Raw genomic sequence first — 17,775 nt, forward strand, 5'->3', positions numbered from 1 at the left:
GTTATGCGGCTGTTTCTGTTTCTTCAGCTTCAACAGGGACAATCACGCTGGCGTGGTTACCTTTTGGCCCCTGGTGAACATCAAACCGAACCGCTTGTCCGGCTTTTAGCGTTCTGTAACCATCCATCTGGATGGTCGAGTAATGGGCGAAAATGTCTTCGCCGCCGCCCTCAGGGCAGATAAAACCGAACCCTTTGGCATTGTTGAACCACTTAACAGTACCCATTTCCATACTTCGACATCCTTCGTAAATCTTATAAGTAAGATGGAATGAACCGGTAGTGGAGTGACGAGTTGTTCATTTGCTCGCCAACTCTCGCCACTACAATTTAGAGAAATCAGGAAATGCGTCAAGCGATTGACGCTGGGGGACGGTGAAAAATGCGTCAAAATTTGAAGCAGTTAACGCTATTGCCGGGGAATGTGACAGACATCGCGGATGGAAGTAATAGATGATAATTATCTATGATCTATTGTAGATTTGTGATGTGCATAGCCTCTGGTCATCGACAGGCCACCGCCTGTTGGCAACAGCAACCGATGATGAACACTGACGATGAGTAAGAGAGACTGGTTGGACTTCGATCAGCTAGTAGAGGACGAAGTTAAGGATGCGCTTAAACCGCCATCTATGTATAAAGTGATATTAGTCAATGATGACTACACTCCAATGGAGTTTGTTATTGACGTGTTACAAAAATTCTTTTCTTATGATGTTGAACGTGCAACGCAACTGATGCTGACGGTTCACTATCAAGGTAAAGCGATTTGCGGGGTCTTTACCGCCGAAGTCGCGGAAACCAAAGTATCGATGGTGAATCAGTACGCGAGGGAGAACGAACATCCGTTGTTGTGTACGCTAGAAAAAGCCTGAATGCAGGCAATAAACTTGGGGGAGGTGCCTATGCTCAATCAAGAACTGGAACTCAGTTTAAACATGGCTTTCGCCAGAGCGCGCGAGCACCGTCATGAGTTCATGACCGTCGAGCACTTGTTGCTGGCGCTGCTTAGCAACCCTTCGGCCCGCGAAGCGCTTGAAGCGTGTTCAGTGGACCTGGTCGCGCTGCGTCAGGAGCTTGAAGCCTTCATCGAACAGACCACACCCGTACTGCCTGCAACGGAAGAAGAGCGCGATACTCAGCCGACGCTGAGCTTCCAGCGCGTACTGCAGCGTGCCGTTTTCCACGTCCAGTCTTCCGGCCGCAGCGAAGTGACCGGCGCCAACGTTCTGGTCGCGATTTTTAGCGAGCAGGAGTCTCAGGCGGCCTATCTGCTGCGTAAACATGAAGTCAGCCGACTTGATGTGGTGAATTTCATCTCTCATGGTACGCGTAAAGACGAGCCGAGCCAGTCTTCCGATAACAGCGGAAGCCAGCCAGGCAGCAGCGAAGAGCAAGCAGGCGGGGAGGATCGTATGGAAAACTTCACCACCAACCTCAACCAGCTTGCCCGCGTAGGCGGTATCGATCCGCTGATCGGCCGCGAGAAAGAGCTGGAACGCGCTATTCAGGTTCTGTGCCGCCGTCGCAAGAACAACCCGCTGCTGGTAGGGGAATCCGGCGTCGGTAAAACCGCTATTGCTGAAGGTCTTGCCTGGCGTATCGTGCAGGGCGATGTGCCGGAAGTGATGGCCGATTGCACTATCTATTCGCTGGATATCGGCTCGCTGCTGGCAGGCACCAAATACCGCGGCGATTTTGAAAAACGCTTCAAAGCGCTGCTCAAGCAGCTGGAGCAGGACACCAACAGTATTCTGTTCATTGATGAAATCCACACCATCATCGGTGCGGGCGCGGCTTCCGGCGGGCAGGTCGATGCCGCTAACCTGATTAAACCGCTGCTTTCCAGCGGTAAGATCCGGGTAATTGGTTCGACAACCTACCAGGAATTCAGCAACATCTTTGAAAAAGATCGTGCCCTGGCGCGTCGTTTCCAGAAAATTGATATCACCGAACCTTCCGTGGAAGAGACGGTGCAGATTATTAACGGCCTGAAGCCGAAGTATGAAGCGCACCACGATGTCCGTTACACCGCGAAGGCGGTACGTGCGGCGGTGGAACTGGCGGTGAAATACATTAACGATCGTCATCTGCCGGATAAGGCGATTGACGTGATTGACGAAGCCGGAGCGCGTGCGCGCTTGATGCCGGTGAGCAAACGTAAGAAAACGGTTAACGTGGCGGATATTGAGTCCGTGGTGGCGCGGATTGCGCGCATTCCTGAGAAGAGCGTTTCCCGCAGCGATCGCGATACGCTGAAAAACCTCGGCGATCGCCTGAAAATGCTGGTCTTTGGCCAGGATAAGGCGATTGAGGCCTTAACCGAAGCGATCAAGATGGCGCGCGCCGGGCTTGGCCATGAGCACAAACCTGTGGGTTCTTTCCTGTTCGCCGGACCTACCGGGGTGGGTAAAACCGAGGTCACCGTGCAGCTGGCGAAGTCGCTGGGTATTGAGCTGCTGCGTTTTGATATGTCCGAATATATGGAACGTCATACCGTCAGCCGCTTAATCGGCGCGCCTCCGGGCTACGTCGGTTTCGATCAGGGCGGGCTGCTGACCGATGCGGTTATCAAGCATCCGCACGCGGTGCTGCTGCTGGATGAAATTGAAAAAGCGCATCCGGACGTCTTTAACCTGCTGTTGCAGGTGATGGATAACGGGACGCTGACCGATAACAATGGCCGCAAAGCGGATTTCCGCAACGTGGTGCTGGTGATGACCACCAACGCCGGGGTGCGTGAAACCGAGCGTAAATCCATTGGCCTTATCCATCAGGACAACAGTCCGGATGCGATGGATGAGATCAAAAAGATCTTTACGCCGGAATTCCGTAACCGTCTCGACAACATTATCTGGTTCGATCACCTGTCTACGACGGTTATCCATCAGGTGGTGGATAAATTTATCGTCGAGCTGCAGGTTCAGCTGGATCAGAAAGGCGTCTCTTTGGAAGTGAGCCAGGAAGCCCGCGATTGGCTGGCCGAGAAAGGCTACGACCGGGCCATGGGCGCACGTCCGATGGCACGGGTAATTCAGGACAACCTGAAAAAACCGCTGGCCAACGAGCTGCTGTTTGGCTTACTGGTTGACGGCGGCCAGGTGACTGTGGAACTGGATAAAGAGAAAAACGCGCTGACCTACGACTTCCAGAGTGCTCAGAAGCACAAACCGGAAGCGGCGCATTAAGTTTCTGGTACTCAATGACAAAACCGGCCTTAGGGCCGGTTTTTTTATCTGCGCGCTTTAAGTTGTCTATGATGTAGAAATGAAAAGACCGGGAATTATCCCGGCCTTCAGCATCTGGCGCGTTAAGCGCGAAAACGATCAGCGACTACGGAAGACAATGCGGCCTTTGCTCAGGTCGTACGGGGTCAGCTCAACAGTCACTTTGTCGCCCGTCAGAATGCGGATGTAGTTTTTACGCATTTTACCGGAAATATGCGCAGTTACCACGTGACCGTTTTCCAGTTCTACGCGGAACATAGTGTTAGGCAGCGTATCAAGTACGGTGCCCTGCATTTCAATATTGTCTTCTTTGGCCATCTAGTCCTCTGGGGTATCACTACCGTAGTTTTGAACCGGCAAGATAATGCCGAAGTTCAGCAAGTATGTAAAGTTTTACGTCAAATCGCCGAAGTAGTTTTGGCGCATTACCCGTAATTCACGCGGATAAACCGGGTGACAGGCGCAAACGTAAAGGGGGAGTGACAGAACAATGGGTGTTATCTGACTCTTATTATTCCCAAACGGCGGCGGGGCAACGGGCAGAAGCTACTCTACCGCGCAATTATAACATCCCAACAAAAAATGTGCTGAAAACATTTACGCTTCTCCTGCAAATAGCACCCTCGGTACCCAGAATCGTTCCGGTAGACGATAAGTCCGCAGCACGGAGAGATAGTCGAGATAATCCCGGCGAGCAATTTCCACTGCGCCCAGCGACGCCGTATGCTTATTCAGCACCTGACAATCGATTAATTTTCCGCCATCCTGTGAAAATACCTGGCTAAAGATCAGCAGCGCGGTTTTAGAGGCGTTTTCGGCACGGCTGAACATCGACTCTCCGCAAAACAGCGCGCCCTGCGCGACGCCGTACATTCCACCGACTAAAGCATCTCCCTGCCACACTTCAATAGAATGCGCATGTCCCAGCTCGTGCAGCTGATGGTAGGCCTGAACGATTCCTGCCGTTATCCATGTGCCCTCATCGCGATGGTCGGCACAGCCCTCGATAACCTGACCGAAGGCGTGATTCAGCGTCACACGATAGGGCGAGCGCTGATGGAAGCGCTTCATGCTGCGGCTGAGATGGAATTTCTCCGGCCACAGTACCGCTCGCGGATCGGGAGACCACCATAAAATAGGATCGCCGGGTGAAAACCACGGAAAAATACCGCGCTGATAGGCCATCAGTAGCCGCGCCGGGCTAAGATCGCCGCCCAGCGCCAACAGGCCATTAGGTTCACGTAAAGCGCCTTCCGGGGAGGGGAAGGCGATGGAATGATGAGAGAGCTGAACCAGCCGCATTTTTACCTCAACGCATCAGGCAATGATTCAATAGTAGCCTACAGGCGCTGCTTAAACTGGTAGTAACGCCCCTGTTCAGCCAGCAGTTCTGCGTGACTACCTTGCTCAATAATCTTCCCGTTGTCCATGACTATTATCTGATTAAAACGCGCCAGTCCGCGCAGACGATGGGTCACCATTAATACGGTTTTTTCACGCATCACTTCTGCGAGTAAATCAAGGATTTGGCTTTCAGTCGTCGCATCGAGGCCTTCAGTAGGCTCATCAAGCAGCATGAGCGGCGCGTCGTGGAGCAGGGCGCGGGCGATAGCCAGTCTGCGCAGTTCGCCGCCGGAGAGCTGACGGCCGCCTTCGCCCAGCCAGCTATTCAGGCCGCTATCGTCCAGTAATTTTGCTAAACCGACGCGCTCAAGCGTTTCGGCAAGCCGGGTGTCGCTGGCGTTCGGGGAAGCCAGCAGCAGGTTATCGCGCAGCGTGGCGCTGAACAGGTGCACGCGCTGCGGCACGACGCTCATCGCCTGACGCAGCGTTGCCTCGTTAAGCTGCGCCAGTGGCTCACCGTTGAGTAATATTTCACCTTCCGCCGGATCCCATGCCCGGGTCAGCAGCTGCAACAGGGTTGATTTACCGCAGCCTGTGCGCCCCAGAATGGCGATATGCTCCCCGGCCTTGACCTGCAATGAAATTTTCTCCAGCGCAGGGGAGGGCTGCTGAGGATAGCTGAAGCTAACCTGATTTAAGTTCAACGCGACGCGCTCCAGCTTCCGCTCTTCGCCCTGAGTGAAGGAGACTTCCGGCTCTTGCTCGGTTATTTGCGTGATGCGTTTTGCAGAAGCGATCACCTGCCCGAGATGCTGAAATGCGCCGGTAACCGGCGCCAGCGCTTCGAACGCCGCCAGCGCGCAAAAAACAAACAGCGCAATCAGCGCCCCTGGCTGAGTATCGCCGCCAACCCCCGCGGAGGCGAGCCACAGCATAGCAATAACTGCAATACCGCCAATCAGTAGCATCAGCGCCTGAGAGAGGGCGGTCAGTTCCGCCTGGCGACGCTGTGCATCCAGCCAATGCGCTTCCGTTTTTTCCATTTGCCGCCGGTAGCGATCGCTGGCGTTGAACAGCATCAGCTCCGCCTGTCCCTGCAGCCAGGAGGTCAACTGCTGGCGATACTGCCCGCGAAGCCGGGTCATGCTTTCACCAGCGGGTTTGCCGGCGCGATAGAACAGCGGCGGCATCACCAGCAGGGTGAGCAGCATAATACCGCCGAGGGTCAGGGCCAGCGTGACGTCCAGTACGCTCAGCCCCACGGTGACGACCAGGATCACCACCAGCGCCCCTACCAGCGGCGATATAACGCGCAGATAGAGATGATCCAGGGTATCGACATCGGCAACCACCCGGTTGAGCAGCTCGCCCTGACGAAAACGCGCCAGCCCGGCTGGGGAGAGCGGCAGCAGCTTGCTGAAGGTAAAGACCCGCAGGTGCTGCAGGACGCGGAAGGTGGCATCATGGCTAACCAGACGCTCAAAGTAGCGGCCTGCGGTGCGAATAATCGCCGCGCCGCGTACGCCGGCGGCAGGCAGCATATAGTTAAAGCTGTAGATGCCCGCTACGCCAACCACGGCGGATGCCGACAGGAACCAGCCCGACAGCGTTAATAGGCCAATACTGGCCAGCAGCGTCACGATCGCCAGCACGATTCCGAGCAGCAACAGCCATTTGTGTCGTTTGTAGAGCGCCAGGTAAGGCCACAACGCGCGCATTTAAATCTCCTCCTGACGATGGGCGAGTAGGGTCGCGAACGGGCCGCCTGCGGCCGCCAGTTGCGAATAACTGCCTTGCTCAACAATTTGACCATCCTGCATAACCCAGACGGCATCCCAGTTTGCCAGGCCTTCCAACTGGTGGGTAACCATTAGCGTGGTTTGCTGCGTTGACGCATTGGTCAGCGCCTGCATCACCCGCTGTTCGCTATGCGCGTCAAGGCTGGCCGCTGGCTCGTCCAATAGCAGCAGACGACAGGGCACCAGCAGCGCCCGGGCGACGGCGACGCGCTGGGCCTGCCCGACCGACAGATGACCGGCCTGATCGCCAACAGGGGTATTGATACCCTGCGGCAGAAGGGAGAGGAACTCGCTGACCCAGGCTTTATCCAGCGCAAGCTGCAGCTGGGCTTCAGTAGCATCAGGGCAGGAGAGCAGGACGTTTTCGCGCAGCGTCGCCGCGGGCAGCTGCGGATTTTGCCCAACCCAGCTCAGGAGACGGCGCCAGCGGTCGGCGTCCAGGCTCTTTAACTCAACGCCATTGACCCTGAGAGAGCCATCATAAGGAAGAAAACCGGTTAACGTATTCAGCAGCGAGCTCTTGCCCGAGCCGCTTTGCCCAACCAGCACCACACGTTCCCCGGCGCGTAAGGAAAAACTCAGCGGCCCGGCCAGCACTTTTCCTTCGGGAGACTTAATTAGCAGGTCGCGAGCTTCAATGCTTATCATTTCATTATCGCTTAATGCCTTTTCTCCACGCTCTGCCTGCGCCAGCGGCGTTTCCATAAAGGTCTTCAGGCTATCAGCGGCGCCAATAGCCTGCGCTTTAGCATGATAAAAGGTACCTAAATCGCGCAGCGGTTGGAAAAACTCGGGGGCCAGAATTAGAGCGAGGAAACCGGACATCAACGTCACCCCGGCGCCGTAATGGCCAAAGTTGAGTTCTCCCAAATAGGAGAAGCCAAAGTAAACGGCGACCAGCGCAATAGAGAGCGAGGTGAAAAATTCCAGGACCCCGGAGGAGAGAAACGCCAGGCGCAGCACTTCCATGGTCCGCTGGCGGAAATCCTGCGAGGCTTCGCGTATGTTGTCGGTCTCTGCTTCACCGCGATGAAAAATTCGCAGCGTTTCCATACCGCGCAGACGATCGAGAAAATGGCCGCTTAACCGCGCCAGAGCGAGAAAGTTGCGTCGGTTGGCATCGGCCGCGCCCATCCCAACCAGCGCCATAAACAGCGGAATAAGCGGGGCGGTGCCCAGCAAAATAAGCGCGGCAGCCCAGTTGACCGGGAAAATAGTGATGACAATCAGCAAAGGGATAGAGGCCGCCAGCGTCATCTGCGGCAAATAGCGAGCATAGTAATCATGCATATCGTCGATCTGCTCAAGGATCAGCGTGGCCCAGCTACCGGCGGGTTTCCCCTGTATCCAGGCCGGCCCCGCCTGCTGTAAGCGATCAAGAACCTGACGGCGGATCTCCAGGCGGATATGTTGACCTGCCTGAAAACCCACTCTTTCACGCAGCCAGACCACCCAGGCGCGAAGCACGAAGACCAGCACCAGTAACGTAAAGGGCAGCAGCAGCGCCGTCGCGGGGATATTTTCCATAATCATGCGGTGAAGGATCCTCGCCAGGAACCAGGCCTGAGCAACGATCAACAGGCCGCTAACGACGCCCAATACACGGGAAATCATCAACCAGCGACGGGAGATAATGCTTTGATCTTTTAACCAACGGGTTAACTCTTGTTGACGGGTTTTATTCATTGCGCGCTTAGCAGGTGTAGTTATGAGTTTTTTGGGCACGGCAATGTTACAACGGGGCAAAAATAAAGGCGACTTTTCGTCGCCTTCTTTACCTTTGTTACTGACTTGTAAAGATTATTTGCAAGCGTCGGCTAAACCATCCAGATAACGCTCTGCGTCCAGCGCCGCCATGCAGCCTGTACCGGCAGAAGTAATCGCCTGACGATAGATATGATCCATCACGTCGCCGGCGGCGAAAACGCCCGGAACGCTGGTCTGGGTGGCGTTGCCGTGGATGCCGGACTGAACTTTAATGTAGCCGTTTTCCAGCTCCAGCTGACCGGCGAAAATTGCCGTGTTCGGGCTGTGGCCGATTGCCACGAATAGCCCCGCAACTTCGAGGGATTCCACGTTGTCAGCATTTTGCGTATCGCGCAGACGCAACCCGCTCACACCCATCTGGTCGCCGGTCACTTCTTCCAGCGTACGGTGGGTGTGCAGCACGATGTTACCGCTCTCCACTTTGTCCATCAGGCGTTTGATAAGGATCTTTTCCGCGCGGAAGCTATCACGACGGTGGATCAAATGGACTTCGGAAGCGATGTTAGACAGGTACAGCGCCTCTTCTACAGCCGTATTGCCGCCGCCGATCACCGCGACCTTCTGGTTACGATAGAAGAAACCGTCGCAGGTCGCGCAGGCAGAAACGCCGCGGCCTTTAAACGCGTCTTCCGATGGCAGACCCAGATAGCGCGCTGATGCGCCGGTAGCGATAATCAGGGCATCGCAAGTGTACTCACCGCTGTCGCCAACCAGGCGGAACGGACGGTTTTGCAGATCGACGCTGTTGATATGATCGAAAATAATTTCGGTTTCAAACTTGGTGGCATGTTCGTGCATGCGCTCCATCAGCAGCGGTCCGGTCAGATCGTTAGGATCGCCTGGCCAGTTTTCCACTTCAGTGGTGGTGGTCAGCTGACCGCCTTTTTCCATTCCGGTAATCAGTACCGGCTGCAGATTTGCGCGCGCTGCGTAGACCGCAGCGGTGTATCCCGCAGGTCCAGAACCAAGAATAAGCAGTTTACTGTGTTTGGCCGTGCCCATGAGATCCTCATAATTTATTGGCATACATGAGCTGGATTGTAGGGAATTTGTTGACGTAAAAAAAGAGCGCGGCGGTTTTGTTAACGATATGTGCAATAGAAGATGCCGATTAATTGGCGATTTAACGAACGAAGAATATAACTAATTCTACTGTTAGCGGGACAATTATAAGAGGAAAACATGAGAATCAACCGGGGAGGATAATGAATATCTGGCATCTTGTACTAAAAATCGATGTTTTGCTTTGACAATCCCCTGTGCTTTTGCGAAAACATTCATGGAAGAAGAAAAGCAGTGTTTGGCGTGTGGCGAATTTTCATGCACGCAAATGCCATTTTTATCCGGGTTAGCGAAATCTACGCATGGTGTGGACAGACGCCATGCGTGATGTCGGTGGCTGCCGTCAGGCAACGGGCTTCTCACGTACCCCTGGGTTACCCAACGTCGTACGGGTGATAACAGGATGGACTCTGGCAGTGAAGGCTCAGAGTCGGAACAGGAGTAGGGAAGGAATACAGAGAGACAATAATAATGGTAGATAGCAAGAAGCGCCCTGGCAAAGATCTCGACCGCATTGATCGTAATATTTTGAATGAATTGCAAAAAGACGGGCGTATTTCCAACGTCGAGCTTTCTAAACGGGTGGGACTTTCTCCGACGCCTTGCCTTGAGCGCGTGCGTCGACTGGAAAGACAGGGTTTTATTCAGGGCTATACAGCGCTGCTCAACCCGCATTATCTGGATGCATCACTTCTGGTATTTGTTGAGATTACTCTGAATCGTGGCGCGCCGGATGTGTTTGAGCAATTTAACTCCGCTGTGCAAAAACTTGAAGAAATTCAAGAGTGTCATCTGGTTTCCGGGGATTTCGACTATCTGTTGAAAACTCGCGTGCCGGATATGTCAGCGTATCGTAAATTACTGGGCGAGACCTTGCTGCGCCTGCCGGGCGTAAATGACACCCGTACCTATGTGGTAATGGAAGAAGTCAAGCAAAGTAATCGTTTGGTAATCAAGACGCGCTAACACGGAACAGGTGCAAAATCGATGTAGTTTGATTACACTCCTGTTAATCCATACAGCAACAGTGCCGGGGAGACCCGGCACTGTTGTCCGTTTTAGCCGAAGGCAGGAAACAGCCTGATACCTGGAGAGCCTTTCTTGAGCCAGGAATACACCGAAGACAAAGAAGTCAAATTCACAAAGCTAAGTAGCGGGCGCCGACTCCTTGAGGCGTTACTCATTCTTTGCTCCCTTTTTGCCATCTGGTTGATGGCGGCCTTACTCAGCTTTAATCCCTCGGATCCTAGCTGGTCACAAACGGCGTGGCATGAGCCTATTCACAACTTAGGCGGGACGCCGGGAGCCTGGCTCGCCGATACGCTATTTTTTATTTTTGGCGTAATGGCCTATACCATTCCGGTCATCATTATCGGCGGCTGCTGGTTTGCCTGGCGTCATCAGGAAAACGACGAGTACATCGACTATTTCGCCGTCTCGCTGCGTTTGATTGGCGCGCTGGCGCTGATCCTCACGTCCTGCGGTCTGGCGGCGATTAACGCGGATGATATCTGGTACTTCGCTTCGGGCGGGGTGATCGGCAGCCTACTGAGCACGACCCTGCAACCGCTGCTGCACAGCAGCGGCGGTACAATCGCGCTGCTCTGCATCTGGGCGGCAGGACTGACGCTGTTTACCGGCTGGTCCTGGGTTAGCATTGCTGAAAAACTCGGCGGCGCGATCCTTTCTATTCTCACTTTCGCCAGCAACCGTACCCGTCGTGACGACACCTGGGTCGATGAAGGGGAATATGAAGAAGATGAAGAAGAATATGAAGACGATGAATCCACTAAACCGCAAGGTTCTCGTCGGGCGCGGATTCTACGCAGCGCCTTAGCACGCCGCCAGCGCCTGGCTGAGAAGTTTGCCAATCCGCTGGGGCGTAAGACCGATGCCGCGTTGTTCTCCGGTAAACGGATGGACGACGCCGAGGGCGAGGTTCAGTACAGCGCCAGCGGCGCGCCTGTTGCCGCAGACGATGTGCTTTTTTCTGGTTCTAGCGCAGCGCGTCAGGCGAACGCCGATGATGTTCTGTTCTCCGGAGCCAGCGCGGCGCGCCCCGGCGATTTTGACCCCTACGATCCTCTGTTGAACGGGCATAGCATTGCCGATCCGGTGGCTTTGGCCGCGCAGGATACCGCGGCGCCGCAGGCATGGTCTGAACCGCTGCCTGGGTATGACGCTCAGCCAGTTTATCAGCCTGAACCAGCTTACCCGCCGCAGCAGGCCTATCAGCCGGCGCAGGCCCCTGTTCAGCAGCCTGCTTATCAGCCTGAACCGGCTTACCCGCCGCAGCAGGCCTATCAGCCGGCGCAGGCCCCTGTTCAGCCGCCTGCTTATCAGCCTGAAGCGGCTTACCCGCCGCAGCATGCCTATCAGCCGGAGCAGGCTCCTGTTCAGCCGCCTGCTTATCAGCCTGAACCGGCCTACCCGCCGCAGCAGGCCTATCAGCCTGCGCAGGCTCCAGTTCAGCAGCCCGCTTATCAGTCTGAACCAGCTTACCCGCCGCAGCAGGCCCCTATCCAGCAGCCTGAACCTTACGTTCCTGCTTCTGCCGTAGAGCCTGAGCCAGCAGAGGAAGTGAAACCACAGCGTCCGCCGATGTACTACTTCGAAGAAGTGGAAGAGAAACGCGCGCGTGAACGCGAGCAGCTTGCCGCGTGGTATCAGCCAATTCCAGAACCGGTCAGTCCAGTTGCGACAAAACCGATCTCGCCTCCGCCTGCTCCGGCGGCTGATGTTGCCGCGGTGAGCGCGCTGGCGGCCGGCGTCCATCAGGCCACCGGGGCAAGCGCCGCGGCGGCCTCCGTCGCATCCAGCGCCGCGCCGCTGTTTAGCCCGGCGTCTGGCGGCCCGCGTGCGCAGGTAAAAGAGGGCATAGGCCCGAAATTGCCTCGTCCAAATCGCGTTCGTGTTCCAACGCGACGTGAGCTGGCATCCTATGGCATTAAGCTGCCTTCGCAGCGGTTGGCTGAAGAACGCGCGCGTCAGGCAGAACATCAGCACTATGATGATGATGCGCTGACGGACGAGGAAGTTGCAGAGTTTGAGCAGGGCGAGCTGGCGCGTCAGTTCGCGGCTGCGCAAAATCAGCGCTATGGCGATAGCTACGCTGCGGAAGAGGATAATGTAGACGAGGATTCCGCCGCTGAAGCCGAACTTGCCCGTCAGTTTGCCGCTTCCCAGCAGCAGCGTTACGCCAGCGAGCAGCCGCCGGGATCGCATCCGTTCTCTGCGGCTGATTATGAATTCTCGCCAATGAAAACGTTAGTTGATGATACGCCGAGCGAGCCTGTCTTCACGCCGATGCCGGAAGTGCAGCAGCCTGCCCCGCAGCCGACCCAGCATTCGCAGCCCGTACAGCAGCCGATGCCGCACCAGCAGATGCATCAGCAGCCGCAAAGTGCGCAGCCTCAGGCCTATCAGCCAGTACAGCAGCAGCCGGTTCAACAGCCGCAGATGCCACAGCAGGCTCCTGGCGGTTATCCGCAGCAGCAGGCTTCGCAGCAGCAGCAACCGATCCCGCAGCCGCAGGAAAGCCTGATTCACCCGCTGTTGATGCGCAATGGCGACAGTCGCCCGTTGCAGAAACCCACGACGCTGCTGCCTTCGCTTGATCTGCTCACGCCGCCGCCGGCTGAGGTTGAGCCGATCGATACCTTTGCCCTCGAGCAGATGGCGCGTTTGGTTGAAGCTCGTCTGGCCGATTTCCGCATTAAAGCCGACGTGGTGAACTACTCACCAGGCCCGGTCATCACCCGCTTTGAGCTAAACCTGGCTCCAGGGGTGAAAGCGGCGCGGATTTCCAACCTGTCGCGAGATCTGGCGCGTTCACTGTCCACGGCGGCGGTTCGTGTGGTGGAAGTTATTCCGGGTAAACCTTACGTTGGCCTGGAGTTGCCTAACAAAAAGCGCCAGACCGTTTACCTGCGCGAAGTTCTGGATAATGCGAAATTTCGCGACAATCCTTCACCGCTCACGGTGGTCCTCGGTAAAGACATCGCGGGCGAACCTGTGACCGCCGATCTGGCGAAGATGCCGCACCTGCTGGTGGCGGGTACCACCGGCTCCGGTAAGTCCGTTGGGGTCAACGCCATGATCCTCAGCATGCTCTACAAAGCGCAGCCGGAAGATGTGAAATTCATCATGATTGACCCGAAAATGCTCGAACTGTCGGTCTATGAGGGAATACCGCATCTGTTGACGGAAGTCGTGACGGATATGAAAGACGCGGCCAACGCTTTGCGCTGGAGCGTTAACGAGATGGAGCGCCGGTATAAACTCATGTCCGCGCTGGGCGTACGTAATCTCGCAGGCTATAACGAGAAGATTGCCGAAGCCGCGCGTATGGGACGACCCATTCCGGATCCTTACTGGAAGCCTGGCGACAGTATGGATGCGACGCATCCGGTACTGAAAAAAGAGCCTTATATCGTGGTGCTGGTCGACGAATTTGCCGATCTGATGATGACCGTCGGCAAGAAAGTGGAAGAGCTGATCGCGCGTCTGGCGCAGAAAGCGCGCGCCGCGGGGATCCACCTGGTGCTGGCGACCCAGCGACCGTCGGTTGACGTTATCACCGGCCTGATTAAAGCCAACATCCCGACGCGTATCGCCTTTACCGTATCGAGTAAAATTGACTCGCGGACCATCCTTGACCAGGGCGGTGCGGAGTCTCTGTTGGGAATGGGCGATATGCTCTACTCCGCGCCTAACTCCACGATCCCGGTGCGCGTGCACGGCGCTTTTGTACGCGACGAGGAAGTTCACGCCGTCGTTCAGGACTGGAAGGCGCGCGGGCGTCCGCAGTATGTCGATGGCATCACCTCCGATAGCGAAAGCGAAGGCGGCGGCGGTGGCTACGAGGGCGGTGAAGAGCTCGATCCGCTGTTCGATCAGGCCGTCAACTTTGTGACGGAGAAACGCAAGGCTTCCATATCAGGGGTGCAGCGTCAGTTCCGTATTGGCTATAACCGCGCCGCGCGTATCATTGAGCAAATGGAAGCTCAGGGTATCGTGAGCGAGCAGGGTCATAACGGTAACCGTGAGGTGCTGGCTCCGCCGCCTTTTGAGTAACCGCAAAGTTGGGTAAATAAGTGAAAATCAGCCTGTTCTGCTGTTTAACCGCCGTTGGCCGTTCTACATTAGCAGCAGATCAGGCTCCCGCGTCGGGAGTGACGCACATTAAGGAATAACAATGAAAAAACTCGCAATCACCTGTGCATTACTGTCCAGTTTTGTCGTCAGTCAGGTATGGGCGGACGCCGCCAGCGATTTAAAAAGCCGCCTTGATAAAGTGAGCAGCTTCCACTCCAGCTTTACGCAGAAAGTGACGGACGGCAGCGGCAACGCCGTGCAGGACGGGCAGGGCGACCTGTGGGTCAAACGACCAAATCTGTTCAACTGGCATATGACCCAGCCGGATGAAAGCGTGCTGGTTTCCGACGGCAAAACGCTGTGGTTCTATAACCCGTTTGTTGAGCAGGCTACCGCCACCTGGCTGAAAGATGCGACCAGCAACACGCCGTTTATGCTGATTGCCCGCAACCAGGCCAGCGACTGGCAGAACTACAATATTAAGCAAAACGGCGATGATTTTGTTCTGACCCCGAAAAACGGTAGCGGTAATCTGAAGCAGTTCACCATTAACGTGGGTCGTGACGGCACGATTCATCAGTTCAGCGCCGTGGAACAGGACGATCAACGCAGCAGCTATCAGCTGAAGTCGCAACAAAATGGCGCCGTCGACGCATCTAAGTTCACCTTTACGCCGCCGCAAGGGGTTACGGTGGACGATCAACGTAAGTAGAGGCGAACGTGAGCAATCTGTCGCTCGATTTTTCCGACAACGCGTTTCAACCCCTGGCCGCACGCATGCGGCCAGAAAATTTAGCGCAGTACATTGGCCAGCAGCATCTGCTGGCGCCGGGTAAACCCTTACCACGGGCGATTGAAGCCGGTCATCTGCACTCCATGATCCTTTGGGGGCCGCCGGGGACGGGGAAAACCACGTTGGCCGAGGTGATTGCGCGCTATGCCAGCGCCGACGTTGAACGTATTTCAGCGGTGACCTCCGGGGTGAAAGAGATCCGCGAGGCCATTGAACGCGCGCGACAAAACCGCAACGCGGGTCGCCGCACAATTCTGTTTGTCGATGAAGTTCACCGTTTCAATAAAAGCCAGCAGGATGCCTTTCTGCCGCATATCGAAGACGGAACCATCACCTTTATCGGCGCGACGACGGAAAACCCCTCCTTTGAACTCAATTCCGCACTGTTATCCCGCGCGCGCGTCTATCTGCTGAAATCGCTGACCAGCGACGACATCGAACAGGTGCTCAGCCAGGCGATGAGCGATAAAACACGCGGCTACGGCGGGCAAAATATCGTTCTGCCGGACGAGACGCGCAAGGCCATCGCCGACCTGGTCAACGGTGACGCGCGGCGGGCGCTGAATACCCTGGAAATGATGGCCGATATGGCCGAGTCCGACGCCTCCGGCAATCGCGTGCTGAAAGTTGAGCTGCTGACCGAAATCGCCGGCGAGCGCAGCGCGCGTTTCGACAACAAAGGCGATCGTTTTTACGATTTAATCTCCGCGCTGCATAAATCGGTTCGCGGTAGCGCACCGGATGCCGCCCTCTACTGGTACGCGCGGATTATTACCGCCGGCGGCGATCCGCTCTACGTCGCGCGCCGTTGTCTGGCAATCGCGTCGGAAGATGTCGGTAATGCCGATCCGCGCGCGATGCAGGTTGCGATCTCCGCCTGGGATTGCTTTACTCGTGTCGGACCGGCGGAAGGCGAGCGGGCGATTGCCCAGGCCATTGTTTATCTTGCCTGCGCGCCGAAAAGCAACGCGGTCTATACCGCGTTTAAAGCGGCGATGGCCGATGCCCGCGAACGCCCCGATTACGACGTACCAGTACATTTACGCAATGCCCCAACGAAGCTAATGAAGGAGATGGGCTACGGGCAGGAGTATCGCTATGCTCATGATGAACCAAATGCCTATGCCGCTGGAGAGCAGTACTTCCCGCAGGAAATGGCGCAAACGCGCTATTATAAGCCGACAAACCGGGGGCTGGAGGGCAAAATAGGCGAAAAGCTCGCCTGGTTAACCGAACAGGATCAAAATAGCCCGATAAAACGCTACCGATAATTGAGGCGTTGCGGTAAGGTTGTCACACTATTTCCGTGGTCGCGCTCTGCGGCCATTTTTCTTTATTAATTCGATAAGCACAGGATAAGCATGCTCGATCCCAATCTGCTGCGTACCGAGCCAGACGCAGTCGCAGAAAAACTGGCACGCCGGGGCTTTAAGCTGGATGTAGATAAACTTCGCGCTCTGGAAGAGCGTCGTAAAGTTCTGCAGGTTCAAACTGAAAACCTGCAGGCGGAGCGCAACTCCCGATCGAAATCCATTGGCCAGGCGAAAGCGCGCGGGGAAGATATTGAGCCATTACGCCTGGAAGTGAACAAACTCGGCGAGCAGCTTGATGCCGCTAAGACCGAACTGGACGCGCTGCTGGCGGAAATCCGCGATATCGCGCTGACCATCCCTAATATTCCGCACGATGACGTTCCGGCCGGCCGCGACGAAAATGACAACGTTGAAGTCAGCCGCTGGGGTACGCCGCGCGAGTTTGATTTTGACGTTCGCGATCACGTGACGCTGGGCGAAATGCACGGGGGGCTGGATTTTGCCGCCGCCGTGAAGCTGACCGGTTCTCGCTTTGTGGTCATGAAGGGCCAACTGGCGCGTCTGCACCGCGCGCTGGCGCAGTTTATGCTGGATCTGCATACTGAACAGCACGGCTACAGCGAAAACTACGTCCCGTATCTGGTTAACCAGGACACGCTGTACGGTACCGGTCAGTTGCCAAAATTCGCCGGCGACCTGTTCCATACCCGTCCGCTGGAAGAAGAAGCTGACAGCAGCAACTACGCGCTGATCCCGACGGCGGAAGTCCCGCTGACCAACCTGGTGCGCGATGAGATCATCGACGAAGACGATCTGCCGATCAAAATGACCGCGCATACGCCGTGCTTCCGTTCTGAAGCCGGATCCTATGGCCGCGATACCCGCGGCTTGATCCGTATGCATCAGTTCGACAAAGTCGAAATGGTGCAGATTGTACGTCCGGAAGATTCCATGGCGGCGCTGGAAGAGATGACCGGCCACGCCGAGAAAGTGCTGCAGCTGCTGGGTCTGCCGTATCGTAAAGTGGCTCTGTGCACGGGCGATATGGGCTTTAGCGCATGCAAAACCTACGATCTGGAAGTGTGGGTACCGGCGCAGAATACCTATCGTGAGATCTCTTCCTGCTCTAACGTCTGGGATTTCCAGGCGCGTCGTATGCAGGCGCGCTGCCGCAGCAAGTCTGACAAGAAAACTCGCCTCGTACACACGCTGAACGGTTCTGGCCTGGCGGTTGGACGTACGCTCGTCGCGGTGATGGAAAACTATCAGCAGGCGGATGGTCGCATTGCGATCCCAGAAGTCCTGCGCCCGTATATGCGCGGCCTTGAGTTTATCGGCTGATTTTTCAACACTCTTCTCAAAAGCGCCTGCGGG

General features: G+C 56.0%; 13 protein-coding genes. 7 read left to right on the forward strand and 6 right to left on the reverse strand.

Going from position 1 to position 17,775, the window contains the following annotated elements; translation table 11 throughout:
- Nucleotide 1 precedes the first annotated feature (1 nt).
- Nucleotides 2–232 carry a cold shock-like protein CspD gene (cspD, locus tag CMQ96_RS15440; RefSeq protein WP_004100627.1) on the reverse strand — a complete coding sequence of 77 codons (231 nt, stop codon included), beginning with the start codon at nt 230–232 and terminating at the stop codon, nt 2–4.
- Nucleotides 233–556: 324 nt separating this feature from the next.
- Here cspD and clpS point away from each other — a divergent pair, with 324 nt between their 5' ends.
- Together clpS and clpA are read left to right on the forward strand one after the other, a co-directional pair.
- Complete coding sequence (gene clpS, locus CMQ96_RS15445) at nt 557–874, forward strand: ATP-dependent Clp protease adapter ClpS (protein ID WP_004130898.1); 318 nt, start codon at nt 557–559, stop codon at nt 872–874.
- Between the two features lie 30 nt (nt 875–904).
- Nucleotides 905–3,187 (forward strand): ATP-dependent Clp protease ATP-binding subunit ClpA, encoded by a 2,283-nt coding sequence (gene clpA / locus CMQ96_RS15450; RefSeq protein WP_032711149.1) that lies wholly within the window; start codon nt 905–907, stop codon nt 3,185–3,187.
- A gap of 138 nt (nt 3,188–3,325) precedes the next feature.
- On the opposite strand, the gene infA is transcribed toward clpA, so the two are convergent.
- From infA to trxB, 5 genes are all read right to left on the reverse strand, one after another.
- A complete protein-coding gene (infA, locus tag CMQ96_RS15455; protein WP_002211347.1) occupies nt 3,326–3,544 on the reverse strand; it encodes a translation initiation factor IF-1 in 219 nt (72 codons plus the stop codon).
- A 279-nt stretch (nt 3,545–3,823) separates the two neighbouring features.
- Nucleotides 3,824–4,528 carry a leucyl/phenylalanyl-tRNA--protein transferase gene (gene aat / locus CMQ96_RS15465; RefSeq protein ID WP_024360089.1) on the reverse strand — a complete coding sequence of 235 codons (705 nt, stop codon included), beginning with the start codon at nt 4,526–4,528 and terminating at the stop codon, nt 3,824–3,826.
- Between the two features lie 38 nt (nt 4,529–4,566).
- The gene (gene cydC / locus CMQ96_RS15470; protein ID WP_049090037.1) at nt 4,567–6,288 is read right to left on the reverse strand and encodes a cysteine/glutathione ABC transporter ATP-binding protein/permease CydC; all 1,722 of its coding nucleotides are present in this window, start codon (nt 6,286–6,288) and stop codon (nt 4,567–4,569) included.
- Nucleotides 6,289–8,055 (reverse strand): cysteine/glutathione ABC transporter permease/ATP-binding protein CydD, encoded by a 1,767-nt coding sequence (gene cydD, locus CMQ96_RS15475; protein WP_049090036.1) that lies wholly within the window; start codon nt 8,053–8,055, stop codon nt 6,289–6,291. It lies immediately after the preceding gene.
- 114 nt (nt 8,056–8,169) lie between these two features.
- Nucleotides 8,170–9,138, reverse strand: a complete 969-nt coding sequence (gene trxB, locus CMQ96_RS15480; RefSeq protein WP_004871710.1) for a thioredoxin-disulfide reductase — start codon at nt 9,136–9,138, stop codon at nt 8,170–8,172.
- A 531-nt stretch (nt 9,139–9,669) separates the two neighbouring features.
- Between trxB and lrp the strand changes: the two genes are divergently transcribed.
- From lrp to serS, 5 genes are all read left to right on the forward strand, one after another.
- A complete protein-coding gene (lrp, locus tag CMQ96_RS15490; RefSeq protein ID WP_002439523.1) occupies nt 9,670–10,164 on the forward strand; it encodes a leucine-responsive transcriptional regulator Lrp in 495 nt (164 codons plus the stop codon).
- Nucleotides 10,165–10,299: 135 nt separating this feature from the next.
- Nucleotides 10,300–14,274 carry a DNA translocase FtsK gene (ftsK, locus tag CMQ96_RS15495; RefSeq protein WP_098066995.1) on the forward strand — a complete coding sequence of 1,325 codons (3,975 nt, stop codon included), beginning with the start codon at nt 10,300–10,302 and terminating at the stop codon, nt 14,272–14,274.
- Nucleotides 14,275–14,395: 121 nt separating this feature from the next.
- Nucleotides 14,396–15,007 (forward strand): outer membrane lipoprotein chaperone LolA, encoded by a 612-nt coding sequence (gene lolA, locus CMQ96_RS15500; protein ID WP_004130911.1) that lies wholly within the window; start codon nt 14,396–14,398, stop codon nt 15,005–15,007.
- A gap of 8 nt (nt 15,008–15,015) precedes the next feature.
- Nucleotides 15,016–16,359, forward strand: coding sequence for a replication-associated recombination protein RarA (gene rarA / locus CMQ96_RS15505; protein WP_004871703.1), 1,344 nt, complete (start codon nt 15,016–15,018; stop codon nt 16,357–16,359).
- A gap of 90 nt (nt 16,360–16,449) precedes the next feature.
- Nucleotides 16,450–17,742: a serine--tRNA ligase gene (serS, locus tag CMQ96_RS15510; RefSeq protein WP_004871699.1), complete on the forward strand. Its 1,293-nt coding sequence runs from the start codon at nt 16,450–16,452 to the stop codon at nt 17,740–17,742.
- Nucleotides 17,743–17,775 lie beyond the last annotated feature (33 nt).

The sequence above is a fragment of the Klebsiella sp. MBT K-1 genome, from assembly GCF_002556465.1.
In the GTDB taxonomy this organism is placed as follows: domain Bacteria; phylum Pseudomonadota; class Gammaproteobacteria; order Enterobacterales; family Enterobacteriaceae; genus Klebsiella; species Klebsiella grimontii.